A 19119-nucleotide genomic window follows, 5' to 3' on the forward strand; every position below is an offset into this window, starting at 1 on the left:
TCCCCCATAGCAGGCGGAACCCCTGGCAGGCGCAGGCTCCTGGTTTCACTAATTTTGTGGACCGAACACTGCCGCTACGGAAATCAGCGCGCTTATTCTGCTTTCAACCTTTAAGCCAAAACAAAAGCGATGCACCGTTCTCAATGAAGGGAACGGCGCATCGCTTTTAATTTAGGCTAGTTATCATCGTCTTTGTTCTGTGTGTTATTTGCGGAAGACGTGGTGGTTGAACTCGAGTTGGTGGTCGTGTTGTCGTTGTCGTCATTACCATTGTTACCGCCAGTGGTCTGCTCCGTGCTGGAGGATTCCTTGCTGGTGCTGGACTGGCTAGTGGTTGACGATTCCGTTCGATAACTGCTACTGGAATTCGTGGTGACCTGACCGTTGCTGCTGTATGCGGAAGAGCTCGTGGTATTGGTCGAACCGTACTGGCTGGTGGACGTGGTGTCGGAGACGGTTCCCGGATGACCGGTGATGTAGTACTCCGTCTTGCCGTTTTGCGTGGTCTCGGTGACCGTACTTGGTTTCGTCCAGTCCGAGTTGGTACTCTTGGTGGCCAGATAGTTCATTTCATACTTGTAGATCTCTTGGGCAATGGTCGTCTGGGTCTCGCTGACGTAGTGGCCGGTCTGGAACTGCTTGTCGTACCCGGTCCAAACGGAAACGGCGTAGTTCTTGGTGTAACCGGTGAACCAGGAATCCATCGTGGCCCCGTCCGGCACCTTGTCGGCGTAGTCATCGGGGTAGGAGTCCGTCCCAGTCTTCCCGGCTTGGTACAGCCCGGAAATGGCGGCGGAACGACCCGACCCGTTTTCATTGGTCATGACGTCTTTCATCATATCGGTTAGCATGAAGGCGGTCGCGGCACTCATGGCCCGTTTGCCCACGGAAGCGTAATTGTGGGCCTTGCCGTCTTGGGTGACAACCTTGGATACCAGATAAGGCTTGTAGTAGGTCCCACCGTTAGCGAAAGCGGCGTAGGCGGCGGCCTCCTGTTCGGTCGAGATGTACAGGCCAATCCCATTTTGCAGGGTCAGGGTCTTGTCAAAGGACATCCCCAAGCCATTCAGGAACGTGGTGGCCTTCTTGATGCCCACATTTTGGAGGGTCCGAACCGCGGGAATGTTCCGGGATTCGTAGAGGGCTTTGCGCATGGTGATGGTGCCCTGATACTTCTTGTCCCAATCGTACAGGCTCTTGGTGGTCCCGGGATAGGTGAACGCCGTATCCTTCACAGGCTCGTACGTCGGGTACTTCAGATATTCGATGGCTGGACCGTAATCCATCAGCGGCTTGGCCGTGGAAGCACTGGAACGGTCGGTCTGCACGGCACGGTTCAGGCCGAAGGTGACGTTACCGGTCTTCCGGCCCCCAATCATAGCGACGACCTTCCCATTATTCGGGTTGACGATGGTCGATCCGACCTGGAACTTATTGGACGGGAAGTTGACGTAGGCCGTCCCGTTGACGATGTTGTACAGCTTCTTTTGGGCGCCCATGTCGAGGTTAGTGTAGACCTTCAGGCCGCCGGTGGTCGTGTTATAGCCCTTGGCCTTTAGCTCGGCGTAAACCTGTTTGAGGTAGGCGTCGATGACCTTGGTCGTCTTGGCACTCGCCGTGGCGGTCGACTTATGGGTCGAGGACAGGCCGGCCTTGATGCTGGTAGCCTTCGCTTGAGCCGCCTGGGCGGTGGTGATGACGTCATTCTTGGCCATGGCGTCCAGAACCAGGTCCCGGCGCTTCTTCGCTAGTTCGGGATAGGTCGTTGGGTCGTAGTTCGTAGGGGACTGCGGCATACCGGCTAACAGGGCCAGTTGAGCCAAGTCTAAGTTTTTCAGATTGGTGCCGTAGTAGTACTGGGCGGCTGTCTGCATCCCGTAGACCCCGTTCCCCATGTAGACCTTATTAATGTAGTACTCGAGAATCTGGTCCTTGGAGTAGTTGTGATCGACCTTCAAGGCCAACCAGGCTTCCTGGGCCTTACGCTTGAGGGTTCGATCGGAGGCGGCGGTGGAGAAGACCGATAACTTCACGAGTTGTTGGGTTAATGTACTGCCCCCCTGCATTCCTAGGGAAGAGCCGGTGACGTTGGCCAAAGCCGCGCCCACAATCCGGATGGGGTCAACCCCATTGTTCTTGTAGAAACGCCGGTCTTCGGTCGAGACTACGGCCTTCTTCAAGGCGTCCGGGATGTTCTTGGACTTGACGTAGCTGCGGTTCTGCGCACCCAGACGGGAAATCACGGTTCCGTTGGCATCGTAGACTCGCGTGGAGGCGTCGCTGGATAACGCGGACTGGGAAATCTTCGGCGCACTCTGCGCGTAGAAAAAGAACAGGCCGGCGCCAAACAGAATTCCAAGAACGGCCACGGCCACGATGACAAAGAGCACCCGGCGGAAGGTCCGCCACCCGTTGTGTGGTCGCTTGGGACCGCCGGATTTACCGGTCGGTCTGACATTACGTTCGGCATTGCGACTCATCCGGGTCTCTCTGCTTGAATTGTTACTAGACATGGTAATCTCCTTTGCGTTTAAACGTGTCAGCTACCGCTTTAGTAGTTGGTCCACGGCGTTAAGATAGGGTACCGGCAGCTGAAGCTGGGCGGTAATTTGGATGCCACTAGCGGCAATCTCCGTATAAGGAATGGATTTGCGACCACCGTTAGCTTGAGCATCCCAGAAGGTAAACAAATCGGCGGCGGGGTACAGATAGATTTTTTGGCGTTTAACGAATTTGATAATGGCAAAACAGATACCGCCTTGAACCGTGCAGGCCCGCATATGATCGATCTGATGTTGATGGAAGTTCTTTAGTGGAAACGACGACAAGTTCTTGGTTTCCTTGGCATCGAAATCCAGGTAGTGTCCCTGGTAGACACCGTTATAATCAGTCGTGGACGCGGTGCTGAAGTAAGCTTCTTTAATCACCGCGGCACTGCGCTTGGGATAGTCGACCTTGACGATCCGAATGGGCGTTGGCTTCTTGTGAACCACCGCGAGCCCGTGCGTCTGATAATAGGTGTTACTCTGATTCAATTCTTCTTCCAGCGTCATACCCCGTTTACCATAGTTGGTGTAGTGGCTGGCAAACTTGGGCCCCGTTGCGGTTGCTGGCGCTTGGTAGGCATGCCCATTGGGATACCGAATAGTCATTGACTCCTCACTCCTTGTTGAAAGCTGGCTTTCATTTGCGGCCCAGTTATTGACATTATACCAAGCTGACCCGGAAATAAAAACTCCCAAACAAATTCTAAAGAAATTGTTTTCTTTTTCAGTCGGCTTTTCAGGCCCGGCTAATCGCTGATCATTGGAAACTAAAGGTTGAAAGTAGAATTAGCGCGTTTCCTCCCGTAACAACGGTGTTCTGTCCACTAAAATTAGTGAAACCAGGAGCCTGCGCCTGCCAGGGGTTCCGCCTGCTGTGGGGGCCACCTCCAGCCTGAGAAGTCGGCATTTCAGGCCCGATGAACCTGGGCCATCGGCAATTAAGGGGGCGTTAATCGTCACAGCCGATAATTATTTTGAAGGGACCACCGCAGTTAGCTGTCAGCGCTTACAAATTGTGCTACGATAACTTTAAGCAGTCACAATCATGAAGGGAGCACACCGATGCCAATTTTAGTTAAGGAACAACAATTTCACCTACAGACGGCGCACACCAGCTACATCTTTCACGTGATGGAAAATGGGGAGTTGGGGCAGTTGTACTACGGTCCACGGCTTCACGACCAACCCGCCTTTCCCGAGTTGACGGCGCGCGAGGAACACGGGGCCATGCCGGCGTGGCGGTTGGACCACCCGGACGTTCAGCCGGAGACGTTGAAACAGGAATTTGCCAGCCTAGGTAAGGGGGACTACCGCGACCCGGCCTTTCAGATTACCGGGGAAGACGGTAGCCGGATCAGCGAATTTCGCTATCAAAACGCGCGGGTTATCGCGGGCAAACAGCGGCTAGAAGACCTGCCGGCCACGTTCGATGACAGCGCCGATGACGCGCAGACACTGGTCATTACCTTGGCGGACGCCGTTACGGGGCTGACGCTGGCCTTGAGCTATGCGGTCTTTCCCCATCAAGACGTCATCGTCCGGAGCGCTAAGTTCACCAATCACGGTCGGGCCACGGTTAAGCTGGATCGGGCGTTAAGCCTTCAGCTGGACTTGCCGGACGCCAACTACGACCTGCTGCAGTTCTCCGGGAGCTGGGCGCGCGAACGCCACTTGATTCGCCGTCGGCTCCGCAGTGGCATTCAGAGTGTGGGGAGCTTGCGAGGGGCTTCCAGTCACCAGCAGAACCCCTTCATCGCTTTGGCCCGGCCGGATACCAACGAAGATCAGGGCGCGGCGCTGGGCCTAAACCTGGTCTATTCGGGAAACTTCCTCGATCAAGTAGAGGTTGACGCCTTTGGTACGGCGCGGGTCTTGACCGGCATTAATCCGACCGAATTCGGTTGGCAACTCGCGGTCGGCCAGAGCTTTCAGACGCCGGAAGCCGTGCTGAGCTACACCGATCGGGGATTGAACCAACTGAGCCAGCAAATGGGGGCCTTTTACCAGCAACATCTGGTCACCCCCCGATTCGCACAGCGGCCGCGGCCCGTGCTCATCAACAATTGGGAGGGGACGTATTTTAATTTCGATGAGGAGAAGCTGTTGGCGATTGCCCGCGAGGCCCAGCGCCTGGGGATTGAAATGTTTGTCTTAGACGATGGCTGGTTCGGCCACCGAGACGACGACACCACCTCACTGGGGGATTGGGACGTCTACGCGGCCAAGCTACCAAACGGAATCGCCCACCTAGCTAACCAAATTCACGGGCTGGGCCTGCAGTTCGGGCTGTGGTTCGAACCGGAAATGATTTCCCTCGATAGCGACCTGTATCGCGCCCATCCCGACTGGACGGTCGGGGCACCTCACCGGGAAATGACGCCGGGGCGGAACCAGTTCGTCCTTGACATGGCCAATCCGGTGGTCGTGGATTACCTCTATGATAAGATGAGTCATCTGATTGAAGACGCTCGGTTGGACTACATCAAATGGGACATGAACCGTAATATCACCGAGGCCTTTAGCCAAACGTTGCCGGCCAACCGGCAAGAGGAGTTCGCTCACCGCTACATGCTGGGCGTTTACCGGCTGTATGCACGGTTGACCGCGGCCTATCCCGATGTGCTGTTTGAATCCTGCGCATCCGGTGGTGGGCGCTTCGACCTGGGAATGATGGCCTACGCTCCGCAAGCCTGGACCAGCGACGATACCGATGCCGTGGAGCGATTGCGGATTCAATTTGGCACATCTTATGGCTATCCACTGGCGATGATGGGCGCCCACGTGTCCGCGGTACCCAACGACCAGACGGGGCGGATCACGCCGCTGGCGACGCGCGCGGCCGTGGCCTACTTCGGTGATTTGGGCTACGAGCTCGACGTGACGGCGTGCTCGACCGCCGAAAAAGCGGCCATTAAGGCTCAGGTAGCCTTTTACAAGGCCCACCGCGACCTGTTCCAGCAGGGTACGTTCTACCGGTTAGACAGTCCCTTCACGGGCGATAAAAACGTCGGCAGTTGGCAGGTCGTGAGCGCCGATGGCCGCCGGGCGGTGGCGGCGCGCTATCAAATCCTGAATCAGCCCAATCCGGCGTATAATCGGCTTTACTTGCGTGGTTTGTTGCCCAATCAACGGTACCAAGTCGCCGGGGACGACCACGTCTATTTCGGCGATGAACTGATGCACGCGGGGCTGCTCGTTCCCAACCTACTCACGACAACGCAGGGCGTCGACGCCTCGGCTGACTTCAGCGCGCGGGTCTTCGTGATTGCGGCGGTCGATTAGCACGCGATTTAGTTGCCGTTAGCGAAAAACTTCGCTACACTATAAGGTATAGACCTAAAGGCTGAACGGCATAGCTTAGGCGAAATCACAATCGTTGCGTCGGTAAGCCTTGTGTGAGCTGGCCGCCTTACCGTTCGCGGAATCTAGGCTGGAACGCTGGGGAAGGCCGGTCCGAGCCAAAGAGCGGTCTCGGACCTTGCTTTGAGCCGGGAAATCACCGCCTCAAAGTCACCGATTTAACGGCAAAAGTCGCCGCTAAATCCCCCGGCTGAGCCTAGATTTCGCTTCACTCACGGCTATGGTCATGTGCGCCAAAATGGTTGATTTGGTTCAGTCTCGCTGGTTCTTGCTTGGTGCAGACTAGCATCGTAGTGTGGCGTCGTTTAGGAGATGCACGGTTACGGTCATCGCTAGCGGGGCAACTTTCAGCGTGAGTAGTTGGTTATGCCCCGTATAGCCGTGAGTGAGTCAAATTTGGTCTCAGCCGTGGGATTTTCCCAAGTGCTTTGCTTGGGAAAATGGCGTCTTTGAGACGCGGTCTGACGGCTCAAAGCGAGCGACGAGACCGTTCCACAGGCTCGGCGCGTCCTGCCCACCGCGTTCCAGACCAAATTTGGCGAACGGTAAGGCGGCCAGCGCGATCAATCTGAGCATTCAACCTTTAGGTAGAGACTAATTGAAGAGGGGGTAGTCGGGTGAGTCGACTGTGGCTAACGGGCTATCGAAGCTATGAACTCGGGGTATTTGGTAATCAGGACCCCAAGCTACTGGTCATTAAGGATACGTTACGTAAATTGTTGATAAATAAGGTCGAGTCCGGCACGGATTGGTTAATCACGGGTGGCCAATTGGGCGTTGAGCAGTGGGCCGCCGAGGTGGCGCTCAAGCTCAAGACGGATTATCCGGAGCTAAAGATCGCGATAATGACGCCGTTTGCGGAATTTGGCGGCAATTGGAACGAGGCCAATCAGGCGCAGTATGCGACCTTGGCGAGCCAGGTGGATTTTCACCAATCGGTTAGTGAACAACCCTATCATGGCCCCCAACAGTTAAGAAACTATCAAGAATTTATGCTGACCCATACGGATGAGGCCGTAATGGTATATGATTTAGAAGTCGAAGGCAAACCCAAGTATGATTATCGCGCCATTACGCAGTTTCAGGCGCAACATACTTACCCCTTAACCCTGATCGATATGGATTGGTTACAGGAAAGTGCCAACGAATATCAAGAAAATTTAAATAATGGTTCCCAAATCGAATGAAAACTGGTATTATATTAATTGCCGGTTTGATAAGACAACGAGGTGTAGAGGACAATGGAAAACGTTAATTTCACTCCCAAGGAAATTTTGCAAAAGCAATTTCGACAAAAGATGCGTGGTTACGATCCAGACGACGTCGATAGCTTCTTAGACAACGTCATTAAGGACTACGACACCTTTGTTAAGGAAAATCAACGGCTTCAAGAAGAAAACGAACGGTTGTTAGCGAAGGTCGATGAACTAACGAAACAAGTTCAAGTGGGCGGCAGTCAACGCCAAGCCTCAACGACCAGCCAACCGGTTTCAAGTGCCACGAATATGGACATCTTGAAACGGCTTTCCAATTTGGAACGGCACGTTTTCGGCTCACAATTAGATAATGATCCAAACGAGTCACATCGTTTGTAGAATTATAAAGACTGGTGTAAATCCTGAGTAATCGCGGTCGGCTTTTGTCGGCTGAGGAAAGTCCATGCTCGCACAGACTGCGATGTCTGTAGTGTTCGTGCTCGGTGAAAAAATAAGCCGGGGGACGTTAGTGATAACGTTACGGCGGGAAAACACGGCTACGGCTTCGGCTATGCCCTAGTATCCCTGAAAAGTGCCACAGTGACGATACGTCTAGGGAAACTTAGACGGTGGAACGCGGTAAACCCCTCGAGCGGGCAACCCAAACTTTTGGTAGGGGCGCTTCACATATGGAAATGAACGAAATGTGGGGGGAGAGGAAACTCTCGAGATAGATGATTACTGCCAGTCAGCCGTTTGCCTGAAACGGTTGGGTGGTACAAAACATGGCTTACAGGGATTTACACCATGTCAGGTGGGTGGGAGCTTGCTCCCACCCTTTTTTTAAACATTTAACGGGGGAATCCCCAAGGTGTTCATGGGTTGACCGGGGCGATTGGTGGTACACTAATGGCAGTTAAGCCGGTGGTACCTGTGAACGGGACAATCGAGTGGATTGTCGGTATCAGATTGAAGATGAGGAGGAAGTTATGAAGAAATTTCACTTATATGCCGCCACTGCGAGTGGTATCGAGGCGTTAGCCGGGCGCGAATTGCGCGACCTAGGGTACGAAACGCAGGTTGAAAACGGCCGGGTCCGCTTTGACGGGACGGTCGAGGATATTTTACGCGCCAACCTGTGGCTACGGACTGCCGACCGGGTGCGGATCATCGTGGCCGAATTTAACGCGGTGACCTTTGACGAGCTGTTCGAAGCCACTAAGGCGGTCGCTTGGGACGAACTGTTACCCATGGACGCGGCCTTTCCGGTCGAGGGCCGGTCGAAGAAGTCACAGCTACATAGTGTGCCGGACGCTCAGGCCATCGTGAAGAAGGCCGTGGCCACGAAGCTCGCGGCCGTCTACCACCGGCGGACCCGGATGCCCGAAACGGGGGCCACTTATCCGCTGGAAGTCATGATTGACAAGGATCACGTCATGCTGACGCTAGACACCACCGGCCCGAGTCTATTTAAACGTGGCTACCGGGTTGGCAAAGGGGGCGCGCCGATTAAGGAAAACATGGCGGCGGCCTTGATTGCGCTGACCAGTTGGCACAAGGACATGCCGTTCTGGGATCCCGTTTGTGGGTCCGGAACGATTCCAATTGAAGCGGCGTTGATTGGGCGGAACCTTGCCCCCGGTTTCAACCGCGACTTTACCTGCGAGAGTTGGGAATGGGTGCCCCAAGAGTTGAGCGACAAGGTGCGCGACGAGGCCGATGCCAAGGCGGACTACGACACCCCGCTCCAGATCTTTGGGACCGATATTGACGAGAACATGGTTGCCATTGCCAAGAAGAACGCCGAGGAAGCGGGCTTGTCGCAGGACATCACGTTCCGCCAGCTGGCTGTGCAGGATTTCCAAACGGATCTGAAGCACGGGGTCATCGTGGCCAACCCGCCTTATGGGGAGCGGCTGAGCGATCAGGCCAGCGTCCGGGAACTGTATAAACAGATGGGGCAGGTCTTCAAGCCCTATACCGACTGGTCCAAGTACGTCTTGACGGCCGATTTGGAGTTCGAACACTTCTACGGTCAAAAGGCCACCAAGACGCGGAAACTGTATAACGGTGCGCTACGGACGGACTACTTCCAGTTCTGGGCCCAGCGCAAACCACGGCAACGTAAGGGGTAATGTTTCGTGATTAAAGCGGATTGCATCTTTTGCCAAAAATCCGAGATCGTCTTGGAAAATGACCTGGCGAAGGCCTTCTGGGACATCCATCCGGTGCGCGAAGGCCACCTGTTGATTGTCCCCAAGCAGCACTACGCCACGTACTTCGATGTCCCGGTCGAAACCAAGCGGGCGCTCGATGACTTATTGACGGCGGGGAAACGATTGCTTGATGAACGGTACCATCCGGCCGGCTACAATATTGGCATCAACGTCAATCCGGCCGCGGGGCAGACCGTGATGCACGCCCACATCCACCTCATTCCCCGGTATCCGGGGGACGTGAAAGATCCGCGGGGCGGCATTCGCAAGATGATTCCCCACGCGGTAAAGGCTTGGCGCCATAAATAAAACCAAAAACGATTGATGGTCGACGTTGAGCGACCATCGCTAAGGCTAGCCGACACGGTGACGTGCGGCTGGCCTTTTTCGCAATCTTTTTTTAGAAGATTATGTAAGGAAACATAACATAGTCAACCGGCTTAGTGGGAGGACACCTAGACCAAATGGCTTGATTTAGGTCGTTAGTAAGTCAAAGCGGCTAACAATAGGCTATTCTAAATCTAAGAGTAGACGTGGACCATTTTCAATGTTAGAATTTGTGACATTAAGAGATAAAGAGGGCGTCGCAGATGAATCTTGCTAACACCGCATTTGTTTTAATTGCTAGTATTCTGGTCTTGTTCATGACCCCGGGATTGGCCTTTTTCTACGGGGGATTGGTTTCGGAAAAGAACGTGGTCAACACCATGCTGTCGGTCTTCATCATGACGGGGGTGGCGATTTTACTCTGGATCTTCGTGGGCTACAGCATGGCCTTCTCCGGTGATGTTGCCGGTGTCGTGGGGAATCTCCACCACATCTTCATGGCCGGGGTTAACCTGGCGAGTTTGACGGCGAGTCACATTCCGCTGGGAGCCTACTCCTTGTTTCAAATGATGTTTGCCATCATCACGCCAGCGTTATTTGTCGGCGCGGTCGTTGGCCGGATTCACTTTAAGTTTCTTCTGATTTTCCTGATTGCTTGGTCCATTCTGATTTACTACCCCATGGTTCATCTGGTTTGGAGTCCACTGGGCTGGCTGGCCAAGTTGGGGGTCCTGGACTTCGCCGGCGGGACGGTCGTTCACATCAACGCCGGGGTCACGGCGCTGGTTCTCTCTGCATGGCTGGGACCACGGCTGTCCGGTAACCGGGACAATCCTCACTACAACTTACCCTGGGTCTTGCTGGGGACGGCCATCTTATGGATTGGCTGGTACGGGTTCAACGCCGGCAGTGCCTTAGCCGTCAATGGCGTGGCCTTGCAGGCGGCCATTACGAGTACCGTGGCCACGGCGATGGCGATGGTCACCTGGATGTTCTTGGATATTTGGACCACCGGGAAGCCCACGCTGGTTGGGGTCTGCACGGGAACGCTGTGCGGCCTCGTGGCGATTACGCCGGCGGCCGGGTACGTGACGGTCATGGGGTCCGTGGCGATTGGCCTGATTGCCACGTGTACCAGCTATGCCTTCATTCGCCTGCTGAAGCCGCGGCTGGGCGTGGATGACGCGCTGGATGCCTTCGGGTGCCACGGCGTCAGCGGAATTGTCGGCAGTATCCTGACCGGGGTCTTTGCGACCAAGGCCGTTAACCCGACGATTGCGGAGAATGGCTTGGCTTACGGCGGCGGCTGGCACCTCTTTGGGATTCAGCTACTGGCCACGGCCTTCACGATTGCCTTCGTGGCCATCATGGGTTGCGCGGTTGTCGCTATCTTACAGCGGTTCATGCCGATGCGGGTCACGGCCGGTGAAGAGGAGTTGGGCCTCGACCAAGGCGAACACGGCGAACAAGCCGATTACGCCGTGGGCCTTAGCGAACGCCTGATGGATGAACAACCGGACCAGGCCCGGTATGAAACGGAATTTCGGGGACAAATGCAACACCTGGAACACCCACTGCCGCAGTCACCGCACGGCAATGATCATTAGAGCCACGCAAAAGTTAGTGACTTTATTAAGCTTGCTCAAAGTCGTTGTCGCTAGCGTGTAGACCTGCTAAACTAAACGTGTGGTTAGGGGCCACGAAAATTAATTTAGCTTGGGGGGAGCAATATGACAAAAGACACGATTGCTTTAACGGTTTTAGTGGTCTTAGCGGTGGGCTTCTTGAGCCTAGTGCTGGTCTTAATGAAATCACCGATGTGGATCGTCTTTCCGGCCGTATTTGGCGGCTTGGGACTGGTCTGCTATGGCATCGATAGTGTGATTGGAAAAGTTAAAAGTCGTGAACGCGAAGCTTAATTAAGCGAGATTAAAAGGGCCCCCAGGGCTGGAAAGAGATTTCCGGTCCTGGGGGTTTAGTGTCCTTGGCGGCGTGGTCTTTACAGGCCGACCGGCGACTTGCTAAAATGGGAAGGGTAAAGGCGATGAGTGGACGTGAAAGTAGAAGAAATGAATCAAGTGGCCGATGGCGGCGATTACTTAAAAATTGTGGCCTGCACGGCGGTGATGCTCCAATCCGTCCTGGGCTTAGCCTGGGATGTGCCGCGGGTCGTCGCCTTACGACCAGTTTTGGCTGGGCTTTATCTGGCCGTTAAGTTTACCGCGCCGGCCTTCATCTGTGGCATCTTGTTCACCACGATGCGAACCACGGCGACCCACCAGCCGGGCTACGGGGCGTATTTGAAATGCCAGTGGTCGGCCCTGTTTTTCCCCACCATTTGTTGGACGCTGGCGTATCTCGTGATCTTTCCTGGGTTGCAGCAACACCACCCCTACCATAATAGGTTGAGCTTTGGCTGGCAGTTTATTAACGGTAATGCGGCGCCCCATCTGTGGTACAACACGATGATGCTGCAGATGATTTTTCTAATGCCCCTGTTTTGGGCCATTCGTCGGGGGAGCCGAACGCGGCGGATGGCGCACTGGATTTTAGGTCTGACCGTGCTGGGCTATCTCTTGTGGCTGGGATGGTACAACTTGAGCGTGTATCCTACGTCGCGGGTAACCCGTTGGTATCTTCTGGACCGAATCTGCTTGGGCTTCTTTCCATACGCGATTCTGGGCATCGCGGCCTGGGACAACTGGGCTATTTGGCAGCGACGCTTACGCCGGTGGTGGCCGGTGCTTCTGGGGCTAGCGGTGGTCGCCTTAATCGGGCAGTGGCGTACTTTGATGGCGTGGACCTTACCAATCAGCCTGGACCGGACGAGCTATTACCTGCCGGCCACGGTCGGCTACGTGTTGGCGGTGATCGGGCTGGTGTTGGCCGTAGCCGGTTGGCAACAAGCCCACCGGTCGCGGTGGCTGCCGGTCATTCATCGACTGGCGGGGATGGCCTATCCATCCTATTTGGCCAACGTCTTTTGGCTCCAGGTGATCTGGCGATTGGGCGGCGCGGCCCTGACCCGCAGCCAGCCCGTCATCGGGATTGGCGTGTGCTACCTGCTAACCTGGGGCTGGTCGTTTGGATTTACGGCCGTTTTGACTAGAGTGATTAAATGGAGGAAACGACAATGACGAGAACGCAACCGGTAGAATTGGTGACGATGGTGATGGTGACGGACCCCGCGACTGGCCGAGTCCTGGTCGAAGATAAGGTGAACGTGCCATGGAAGGCGGGGCATAGCTTCCCCGGCGGTCACGTGGAAGTCGGGGAGAGCTGTGCGGCCGCCGCAATCCGCGAGGTCTTCGAGGAGACGGGGCTGTCGTTAAAAGAAGTGACGTTCTGCGGGACCTGCGAATGGTTCTCGGCCGACCGTAGCCGACGGAAGCTGGGTCTGTTGTATCGCGGCGATCGCTTCACCGGTGAGATTCGAGCCAGCGATGAGGGGCCCATCTACTGGTTGGACCCGGCCACGCTGACCGTGGCAAACAGTGCGGAGGGCCTCATGACTTTACTCAAGGTCTTTCGTCACGAGACGGCGGCCGTGGTGAGCGATGCGTGGAATGGTCCGCTCCGGATAGACGGCGGGTCGATGGCGTGAACCGTTTGAAAAAAATGGCAGAATGCGTACACTGGAGTTAGGGTCAAAAAGGAAGCGATAAACGTGAAGACGATTAAGGAAACCCAACGCTGGTATGGCTACTTCTTTATGGGATTAAGCGTGCTGGCCTTGCTGCTGACCGCGGTGGTACGGGTTGCGCCGTTTCAACGCGCCTTGCTCCTAACCACGGCGTTGACGCTGCTGGTGTACGGCCTCACCTATGAAGCCAAGATAACCCGTCGATGGTGGCAGGTTTTGCTCGCCATCAGTGGGGTCGTGTTCCTGCTGGACGTGGGCACGACCTTGGCCACCACGACACGGTTGCTGGCGCCGCTACTGAGCTTCTTATTACCACTGACTTTTCTCGGCATTTTGCTGGGGTATCTCCGGCGGTATATTATCCGTTAACTAAAAAATTCTGGGCGATTAGGCCCAGAATTTTTTTGTTCTAATTTAAAGGTTGAAAGATAGAAATCGACTAAAACTATGGTCGTCGCGCAACTCATGACGTTAAGATTAGTCGTTTACAGTTTCGCTGTGGAAGGTGGTCGCCTTACCGTTCGCCAAATAGGGGTTGGAGCGCGGTGGGCGGACGGGCCGAGCCACAGTGCGGTCTCGACACCTCGCTTTGAGCCGATAACCCGCGTCTCAAAGACGCCAGTTCCCTAAGCGGCAACCCGTGCCACTTAGGGAACTCCCACGGCTGAACCCCTATTTGGCTCACTCACGGCTACGAAAATGCCGACCAGTAATCAGCGGCTTAGCCCGACGTAACGACTAGTTTGTCGATAAACATCGGTGTTGCTGACAAACACCCTCCTGCTGGAGATCGCCAGGGGTGGAGCCAGCTGTGTCGACGCTGTAAGCTGAGGCGACTTGGGAGACTTACGGGCTTGGCAAGGCTGCCAAGCGAACCGGAAGCCCGCTTTCCAGGCTGGAGGTGTCCCCCATAGCAGGCGGAACCCCTGGCAGGCGCAGGCTCCTGGTTTCACCAATTTTAGTGGACAGAACACTGCCGTTTCGGGAATCAGCGCGTTTATTCTATCTTTCAACCGTTAGTTCTAATTTAGAAAGCCGAAACGAGCATCAAAGGGCAATTGTTCGGCTTTCTTTTAAGCGAAGAGCGTGACCAAAATGTCCCAGGTCATGTGGACGGCGATGCCGGGCCATAGCGAGCGGCTCTTGGCGTACAACCAGCCGAAGAGGGCACCGAGGGCCGCCACGGTAATCAAGTTGCCGACCCAGGTCATGGGGCTCATCACCGGTACGGTGGTCAGGTAGCGGGGGATGTGGAGGCAGGCGAAAGCCAAGGCTTGAATCGTGTTGGCCTTCGCTAGGCTGAACTTCTTGAGCAGAACGTTGAAAAAGTATCCCCGGAAAAGGAATTCTTCGGCGACCCCCACGACGAGGAAGTACCGGCCCCAGTATTCGGGGATAAAGGTGGGATTGACGCGTAGGCCGTGATGAACGATCCAAAATTCCGCCAATAGATAGACCACGATGCCGGCCCAGATGGCGTAACCGGCCGCGAAGTGCCAGTTGGGCCGCCACTGTTTGCGCTGGTCGATCGCTAAAGCCTCGGTTGGCGCGCGATGAAGGAGCAAAATGGCCCCACCCACCCAAACGGCTAATTTGGTCGCGTCGAGGGCGAGTTCCTCCGGCCACCCGGTCAGGTGATGCTCAATGGGGGTGTTGATGCCCAGCTGGACCAGCAACCAGATAATCCAGAAGATGATCAGCTGTAACGTAAAACGACGAGTAGAGATGGTTCGTGACATAGACGGCACTCTTTTCTAAAAGAAGTTTATCCCCATTATAAAACTTTTGCCGGCGTTTGCGTGTAAAGCTTATGTAAGGATTACCACGAGAAGAAAATGGATGTTATCATCGTTTACATTTAATGTATACAGTGATAACATATTGATGTAAACGGTAGTAACATGCAAAAGGAGGCCGAAATTTTATGACAGAACACCCGTACCATCGTCAAAATTTGGCAGCGGCCATTGCCCAGCAGGCCCGCCAGCAATTGGAAGAACAGGGGGTCGACCAGCTTTCGCTCCGGCAAATTGCCCGGTTTTTAGCGGTGACCCCGGCGGCCGTATATCGGCATTACCCGGACAAGGCGGCCTTGCTCGCCCAGCTGCGCACGGAAATCGTCGAAGAGCTGACGGCGGCCCTTCGCGCTGGCGTCTTGGATTCGGCCGACGCGCCCACCATGTTGCGGCGAATGGTCACCAACCTCTTAACTTATGCGGCTGAGCATCCCCGTGCGGTGACCTTTATTTTGAGTGCGCCATTGGTGGCACCGCAAAGCCTGCGGACGGTTGTGACCCTACTGCTGGCTCAACGGGCAACGGCTTTGTCGGCAGAACAGGCCACGATGACCGTTTGGACCTTTCTGTTAGGCGTCCTGCTACGGCTGCCCGATCCGGCCGTGGATGTCGAGTGGGTAACAGCCCAGTTACAGAAATTACTCGTGGCGTGAGGCAAAACGATAGTTTAGTAAACAAAAATAGCCAAGTAAAATATTTAGTTAAACGCTTTACTTGGCTAATTTTGCACCCACCGTGGAACCGGTTAATCCCCTAGTGAGACGCCGACCGACCATACCTAATCGCCTGATAGGTCAGGCGTTTGGGTTGAAAAATCACTTTACTTCCTAAAAGTAAGTGATAAACTATTAAGCAACGTGACGCAAGTCTGCCAAGCAAACGATAACTTAACGAAATGAGGCTATTAACATGAAAACAAACTTTATTGAACTCGCCAAGCAACGCCGAAGTATCTACGCACTGGGTCGTAACGTCTCCTTCTCTCAGGACGACCTGGTCGATCTGATCGAAACCAACATCAAGCAGGGACCGTCCTCCTTTAACAACCAAACCACGCGGGCCATCATCTTATTCGGGGCTTCCCACGAGAAACTCTGGGATATCGTGGCCGCTGCCTTACGCAAGGTCGTCAAGGACGATGATGCCTTTGCCAAGACGCAAGCCAAAATCAACGGCTTCAAGGCGGCTTACGGTACGGTGCTCTTCTTCACCGAGACCCAGACGGTTAAGGAATTTGAAGAAAACTTTCCACTATATGCGGACAACTTCCAGGACTGGTCCGAACAATCCCAAGGGAACGCCCAATATGCGGTCTGGACCTCGCTGGCCGAAAATGGCTTGGGGGCAAACCTCCAACACTACAACCCACTGATCGACGACGCCGTGCGGGAAGCCTTTGACGTCCCAGCCAGCTGGCGGTTACGGGCAGAAATGGACTTCGGTTCCATCGAAGCTCCAGCCGGTGACAAGGACTACATGGACGACGGCGAACGGTTCCGGGTATTTAAGTAGGTTTCAATTTTTTAAAGCAAACTAAGGAAAAGCTCAGCATTAGTGAAGGCGTTCATACTAATGCTGAGCTTTTTTAGATTTGGATGATGCAGCTGTATCGTCATTAGGAGCTGGACCAAGCTTAAGCTAAGCGTCTTGAATGGGCGCTGATGGCCAAGCGACTCAATCACCGCGGTTGTAGCCTGTAGCCAACCGCAACAACGTTGCCCCCGAAGACGGCAAATGAATGCCATCCTCGGGGATCACTAATCCATCAGAACAACATAAGCGGTCGCCAGTCCCAGGACCTCATAGGTAAAGAGGAGCATGGCCAGCTGATAGGTGAGAAGAAAGGTGTGGAGGTGTGGTGTACGGCCGAGGAGCAAGGCGTGTTGCCGGTAAACCTGGCGCAAGCGGTGGTCGATGACCAGGTGGCGTCCAGTCGTAACAGTCACGCCGATAGCGAGGATGACGAGGAGCGTCAGCAGGCTAGGGGCCGAATCGAAGTTGGGGAAGAGGTTGGGTAAAAAGATGAGCACGACGGCGGACGACAGGATCGCCGCAATCATGGTGAGAGCGGCGATGAACCGCCAGTGCCGCGATTGATTGGCCAGTCGTCGGACGGCGGGATGGGTCTGGTGAAACTGTTCGAGCTTGAGGACGTGTTGTGCCTGTTCGGTGAGCGTTTTATCCTTAGAAATGCGATAAATAATCACGAGATAGGCCACCGCCAAGAGAACTATGATGAACGCGGAAACGTAGAAAAGGCGGTTAAAGAATAGTAGCATGCGAATCTCCTCCAAATGACACGGATTTGTGTTAAATGATACCCTTTTTGGGACCGGTAAGGAGGCTTAGCCGCTCTTATCGGCCATCGTCCTAAATTTATGCGAGGTTAGGCCTCGCTGATGGAAAATGTGAGCGTCGCGGATTAACTAAGCGTTATCCCCAGCAAGGTATGCTAAAATGAGAGCTAGTTAATATTGTCTTGATTAGGAGGTCAAGTTGCATGCAAAAGAGAATTGCCATTATCGGTGGCGGGATCGTTGGGGCCACTGCAGCTTATTATTTGAGTAAATTACCGGGTAGCGAAAAGGTCAAGGTCACGCTGTTCGATGACGGCGTGGGCCAGGCGTCTAAGGCCGCCGCGGGCATCATTTCACCGTGGCTCTCTAAGCGTCGGAATCAGCAATGGTACCGCCTGGCGAAGGCCGGGGCCGACCTCTATCCCGAATTGATTCACGAGGCACACCTGGGCACGGACGTCTATCAACAGACCGGAACCATCGTAACACGCGAGGACGAGGCGGATCTGGAAACCTTGTTCGCCCTAGCTCAGGATCGCCGGAAGACCGCCGCAACCATGGGTGAGGTCAGCACGCTAACCGCCCAACAGGTGCAGGCCCAAGTCCCACTGCTAACGAATCCGCAACCGGGCGTCCTGATTACCGGTGGGGCACGGGTCGATGGCGCGGCCTTGGTCAACGGCCTCTTGGATCTGGCTAGTCAACGCAACCTCAAGGTCAGCCACGAACGGGTCAAGCTTAACGCCCAGGGTCAGGTATTGACCTCGTTGGGGGCTCGGCAATTCGATCGCGTCATCATTGCGGTTGGCGCCTGGCTCAAGGAACTGATTGCGTCGTTAGGCATCGTGGCCGATGTCCGGCCACAGAAGGGTCAACTCATCGAACTGGCCGTGAAGGACTATCCGCTCCAAGAACACATGCCCGTGGTCATGCCCGAGGGCGAGCGGGACTTTGTGCCGTTCGATCACGGGAAGTTAATCGTGGGGGCGACTCACGAAAACGATGGCAAATTCGACCTCAGCGTTAATCCCGAGGTGACGGCCGACCTGTTGGCCAGTGCCCAGCGCTTGGTCAAAAACGTAACGGCCGACAGTCTGACCGGCGTGCGGGTCGGTACCCGGGCCTATACCCGGGACTTCGCGCCTTTCTTCGGCCTGGTACCGGACCACGAGGACTTCCTAGTGGCGTCCGGCCTGGGGTCGTCCGGTTTGACCACGGGACCACAGATTGGCAAGTTCTTGGCCGGATCGGCGCTGTACGGTGGGACCCCCGATTGGAGCCAGTACGAGAAGCCGTTGACCACCTACTTGACGTCTTCGGCCGAATGAAGCGCCTGATTGGCCAGCGTGTGGGCGCCCTGGTTTTGCTTTTCAGGGACCCACTGCGTGAGCACCAATTGGAAGGGGGCCTGGGCGGCCAGTAGCGCGTCGACCGCCGATTGGTAATGTTTTGCATAATGTTTGGTTAAACTGTCGTTGACAATCTGGCTATCGGTATAGAATAGAACGGTCGTCGTGGCACAGTCGGCACCGACCAACCGGGCGAGTTCCAGAAAGCCCAGTCGTGCAATTTCAAATTCGGCGGCGTGGTTGTTGGTGGCGGTGAGGGCGAACTTGAGCTGGGTCTGTTCGTGATCGTGAACGATCAGAATGCCCCCGGCGCTCAGGCCACTTTGCGGCTGAGTCGCGGCATCGGTATATAAGGAAAACAAAGAATCACTCCAATCTTTTGCGTGAGG

Annotated in this window: 18 protein-coding genes and 1 other RNA gene; 14 read left to right on the forward strand and 5 right to left on the reverse strand. The window is 55.1% G+C overall.

What is annotated here, in order from left to right:
• Positions 1-176: 176 nt before the first annotated feature.
• A complete protein-coding gene (locus V8I28_RS00885) occupies positions 177-2513 on the reverse strand; it encodes a transglycosylase domain-containing protein (RefSeq protein ID WP_341778243.1) in 2337 nt (778 codons plus the stop codon).
• Positions 2514-2543: 30 nt separating this feature from the next.
• On the reverse strand, positions 2544-3152 hold the full coding sequence (gene recU, locus V8I28_RS00890) for a Holliday junction resolvase RecU (RefSeq protein WP_341778244.1): 609 nt from the start codon (positions 3150-3152) through the stop codon (positions 2544-2546).
• 456 nt (positions 3153-3608) lie between these two features.
• Between recU and V8I28_RS00895 the strand changes: the two genes are divergently transcribed.
• The 11 genes from V8I28_RS00895 to V8I28_RS00945 all read left to right on the forward strand — a co-directional run bounded on the left by V8I28_RS00895 (position 3609) and on the right by V8I28_RS00945 (position 13657).
• On the forward strand, positions 3609-5828 hold the full coding sequence (locus V8I28_RS00895; protein ID WP_341778245.1) for an alpha-galactosidase: 2220 nt from the start codon (positions 3609-3611) through the stop codon (positions 5826-5828).
• A 695-nt stretch (positions 5829-6523) separates the two neighbouring features.
• Positions 6524-7093 (forward strand): DUF1273 domain-containing protein, encoded by a 570-nt coding sequence (locus tag V8I28_RS00900; RefSeq protein WP_341778246.1) that lies wholly within the window; start codon positions 6524-6526, stop codon positions 7091-7093.
• 54 nt (positions 7094-7147) lie between these two features.
• Positions 7148-7501 carry a cell division regulator GpsB gene (gene gpsB, locus V8I28_RS00905; RefSeq protein WP_341778247.1) on the forward strand — a complete coding sequence of 118 codons (354 nt, stop codon included), beginning with the start codon at positions 7148-7150 and terminating at the stop codon, positions 7499-7501.
• A gap of 19 nt (positions 7502-7520) precedes the next feature.
• Positions 7521-7900: RNase P RNA component class B (gene rnpB / locus V8I28_RS00910), an RNA gene on the forward strand.
• A 191-nt stretch (positions 7901-8091) separates the two neighbouring features.
• Positions 8092-9237: a THUMP domain-containing class I SAM-dependent RNA methyltransferase gene (locus V8I28_RS00915; protein ID WP_341778248.1), complete on the forward strand. Its 1146-nt coding sequence runs from the start codon at positions 8092-8094 to the stop codon at positions 9235-9237.
• 6 nt (positions 9238-9243) lie between these two features.
• Positions 9244-9627 carry an HIT family protein gene (locus V8I28_RS00920; RefSeq protein ID WP_341778249.1) on the forward strand — a complete coding sequence of 128 codons (384 nt, stop codon included), beginning with the start codon at positions 9244-9246 and terminating at the stop codon, positions 9625-9627.
• 281 nt (positions 9628-9908) lie between these two features.
• Positions 9909-11252, forward strand: a complete 1344-nt coding sequence (locus V8I28_RS00925) for an ammonium transporter (protein WP_341778250.1) — start codon at positions 9909-9911, stop codon at positions 11250-11252.
• 123 nt (positions 11253-11375) lie between these two features.
• Positions 11376-11564, forward strand: a complete 189-nt coding sequence (locus V8I28_RS00930; RefSeq protein ID WP_341778251.1) for a hypothetical protein — start codon at positions 11376-11378, stop codon at positions 11562-11564.
• 135 nt (positions 11565-11699) lie between these two features.
• A complete protein-coding gene (locus tag V8I28_RS00935; RefSeq protein ID WP_341778252.1) occupies positions 11700-12782 on the forward strand; it encodes an acyltransferase in 1083 nt (360 codons plus the stop codon).
• The gene (locus V8I28_RS00940; protein WP_341778253.1) at positions 12779-13249 is read left to right on the forward strand and encodes an 8-oxo-dGTP diphosphatase; all 471 of its coding nucleotides are present in this window, start codon (positions 12779-12781) and stop codon (positions 13247-13249) included. Before V8I28_RS00935 ends, V8I28_RS00940 begins: the two co-directional genes overlap by 4 nt.
• Before the next feature lie 63 nt (positions 13250-13312).
• Positions 13313-13657, forward strand: coding sequence for a hypothetical protein (locus V8I28_RS00945; protein WP_341778254.1), 345 nt, complete (start codon positions 13313-13315; stop codon positions 13655-13657).
• A gap of 704 nt (positions 13658-14361) precedes the next feature.
• Here V8I28_RS00945 and V8I28_RS00950 read toward each other — a convergent pair.
• Positions 14362-15027, reverse strand: a complete 666-nt coding sequence (locus tag V8I28_RS00950; protein WP_341778255.1) for a CPBP family intramembrane glutamic endopeptidase — start codon at positions 15025-15027, stop codon at positions 14362-14364.
• 185 nt (positions 15028-15212) lie between these two features.
• Here V8I28_RS00950 and V8I28_RS00955 point away from each other — a divergent pair, with 185 nt between their 5' ends.
• Entirely contained in the window at positions 15213-15737 is a 525-nt protein-coding gene (locus tag V8I28_RS00955; protein ID WP_341778256.1) for a TetR/AcrR family transcriptional regulator, read from the forward strand.
• Between the two features lie 256 nt (positions 15738-15993).
• Positions 15994-16596 (forward strand): nitroreductase family protein, encoded by a 603-nt coding sequence (locus V8I28_RS00960; RefSeq protein ID WP_341778257.1) that lies wholly within the window; start codon positions 15994-15996, stop codon positions 16594-16596.
• Between the two features lie 245 nt (positions 16597-16841).
• On the opposite strand, the gene V8I28_RS00965 is transcribed toward V8I28_RS00960, so the two are convergent.
• Positions 16842-17363 carry a hypothetical protein gene (locus V8I28_RS00965; protein ID WP_341778258.1) on the reverse strand — a complete coding sequence of 174 codons (522 nt, stop codon included), beginning with the start codon at positions 17361-17363 and terminating at the stop codon, positions 16842-16844.
• 221 nt (positions 17364-17584) lie between these two features.
• Between V8I28_RS00965 and V8I28_RS00970 the strand changes: the two genes are divergently transcribed.
• On the forward strand, positions 17585-18709 hold the full coding sequence (locus V8I28_RS00970) for an NAD(P)/FAD-dependent oxidoreductase (RefSeq protein WP_341778259.1): 1125 nt from the start codon (positions 17585-17587) through the stop codon (positions 18707-18709).
• Here V8I28_RS00970 and V8I28_RS00975 read toward each other — a convergent pair.
• The gene (locus V8I28_RS00975) at positions 18685-19092 is read right to left on the reverse strand and encodes a ribonuclease HI family protein (RefSeq protein ID WP_341778261.1); all 408 of its coding nucleotides are present in this window, start codon (positions 19090-19092) and stop codon (positions 18685-18687) included. The genes V8I28_RS00970 and V8I28_RS00975 overlap by 25 nt on opposite strands.
• Between the last annotated feature and the right edge of the window lie 27 nt (positions 19093-19119).

Source organism: Levilactobacillus sp. HBUAS70063, from assembly GCF_038374745.1.
In the GTDB taxonomy this organism is placed as follows: Bacteria; Bacillota; Bacilli; order Lactobacillales; family Lactobacillaceae; genus Levilactobacillus.

Bases quoted from the DNA above. Each gene is read 5' to 3' on its own strand.
- V8I28_RS00885 (WP_341778243.1), bottom strand. From the start codon at position 2,513: ATGTCTAGTAACAATTCAAGCAGAGAGACCCGGATGAGTCGCAATGCC.
- recU (WP_341778244.1), bottom strand. From the start codon at position 3,152: ATGACTATTCGGTATCCCAATGGGCATGCCTACCAAGCGCCAGCAACC.
- V8I28_RS00895 (WP_341778245.1), top strand. From the start codon at position 3,609: ATGCCAATTTTAGTTAAGGAACAACAATTTCACCTACAGACGGCGCAC.
- gpsB (WP_341778247.1), top strand. From the start codon at position 7,148: ATGGAAAACGTTAATTTCACTCCCAAGGAAATTTTGCAAAAGCAATTT.
- V8I28_RS00915 (WP_341778248.1), top strand. From the start codon at position 8,092: ATGAAGAAATTTCACTTATATGCCGCCACTGCGAGTGGTATCGAGGCG.
- V8I28_RS00925 (WP_341778250.1), top strand. From the start codon at position 9,909: ATGAATCTTGCTAACACCGCATTTGTTTTAATTGCTAGTATTCTGGTC.
- V8I28_RS00930 (WP_341778251.1), top strand. From the start codon at position 11,376: ATGACAAAAGACACGATTGCTTTAACGGTTTTAGTGGTCTTAGCGGTG.
- V8I28_RS00940 (WP_341778253.1), top strand. From the start codon at position 12,779: ATGACGAGAACGCAACCGGTAGAATTGGTGACGATGGTGATGGTGACG.
- V8I28_RS00950 (WP_341778255.1), bottom strand. From the start codon at position 15,027: ATGTCACGAACCATCTCTACTCGTCGTTTTACGTTACAGCTGATCATC.
- V8I28_RS00955 (WP_341778256.1), top strand. From the start codon at position 15,213: ATGACAGAACACCCGTACCATCGTCAAAATTTGGCAGCGGCCATTGCC.
- V8I28_RS00960 (WP_341778257.1), top strand. From the start codon at position 15,994: ATGAAAACAAACTTTATTGAACTCGCCAAGCAACGCCGAAGTATCTAC.
- V8I28_RS00965 (WP_341778258.1), bottom strand. From the start codon at position 17,363: ATGCTACTATTCTTTAACCGCCTTTTCTACGTTTCCGCGTTCATCATA.
- V8I28_RS00970 (WP_341778259.1), top strand. From the start codon at position 17,585: ATGCAAAAGAGAATTGCCATTATCGGTGGCGGGATCGTTGGGGCCACT.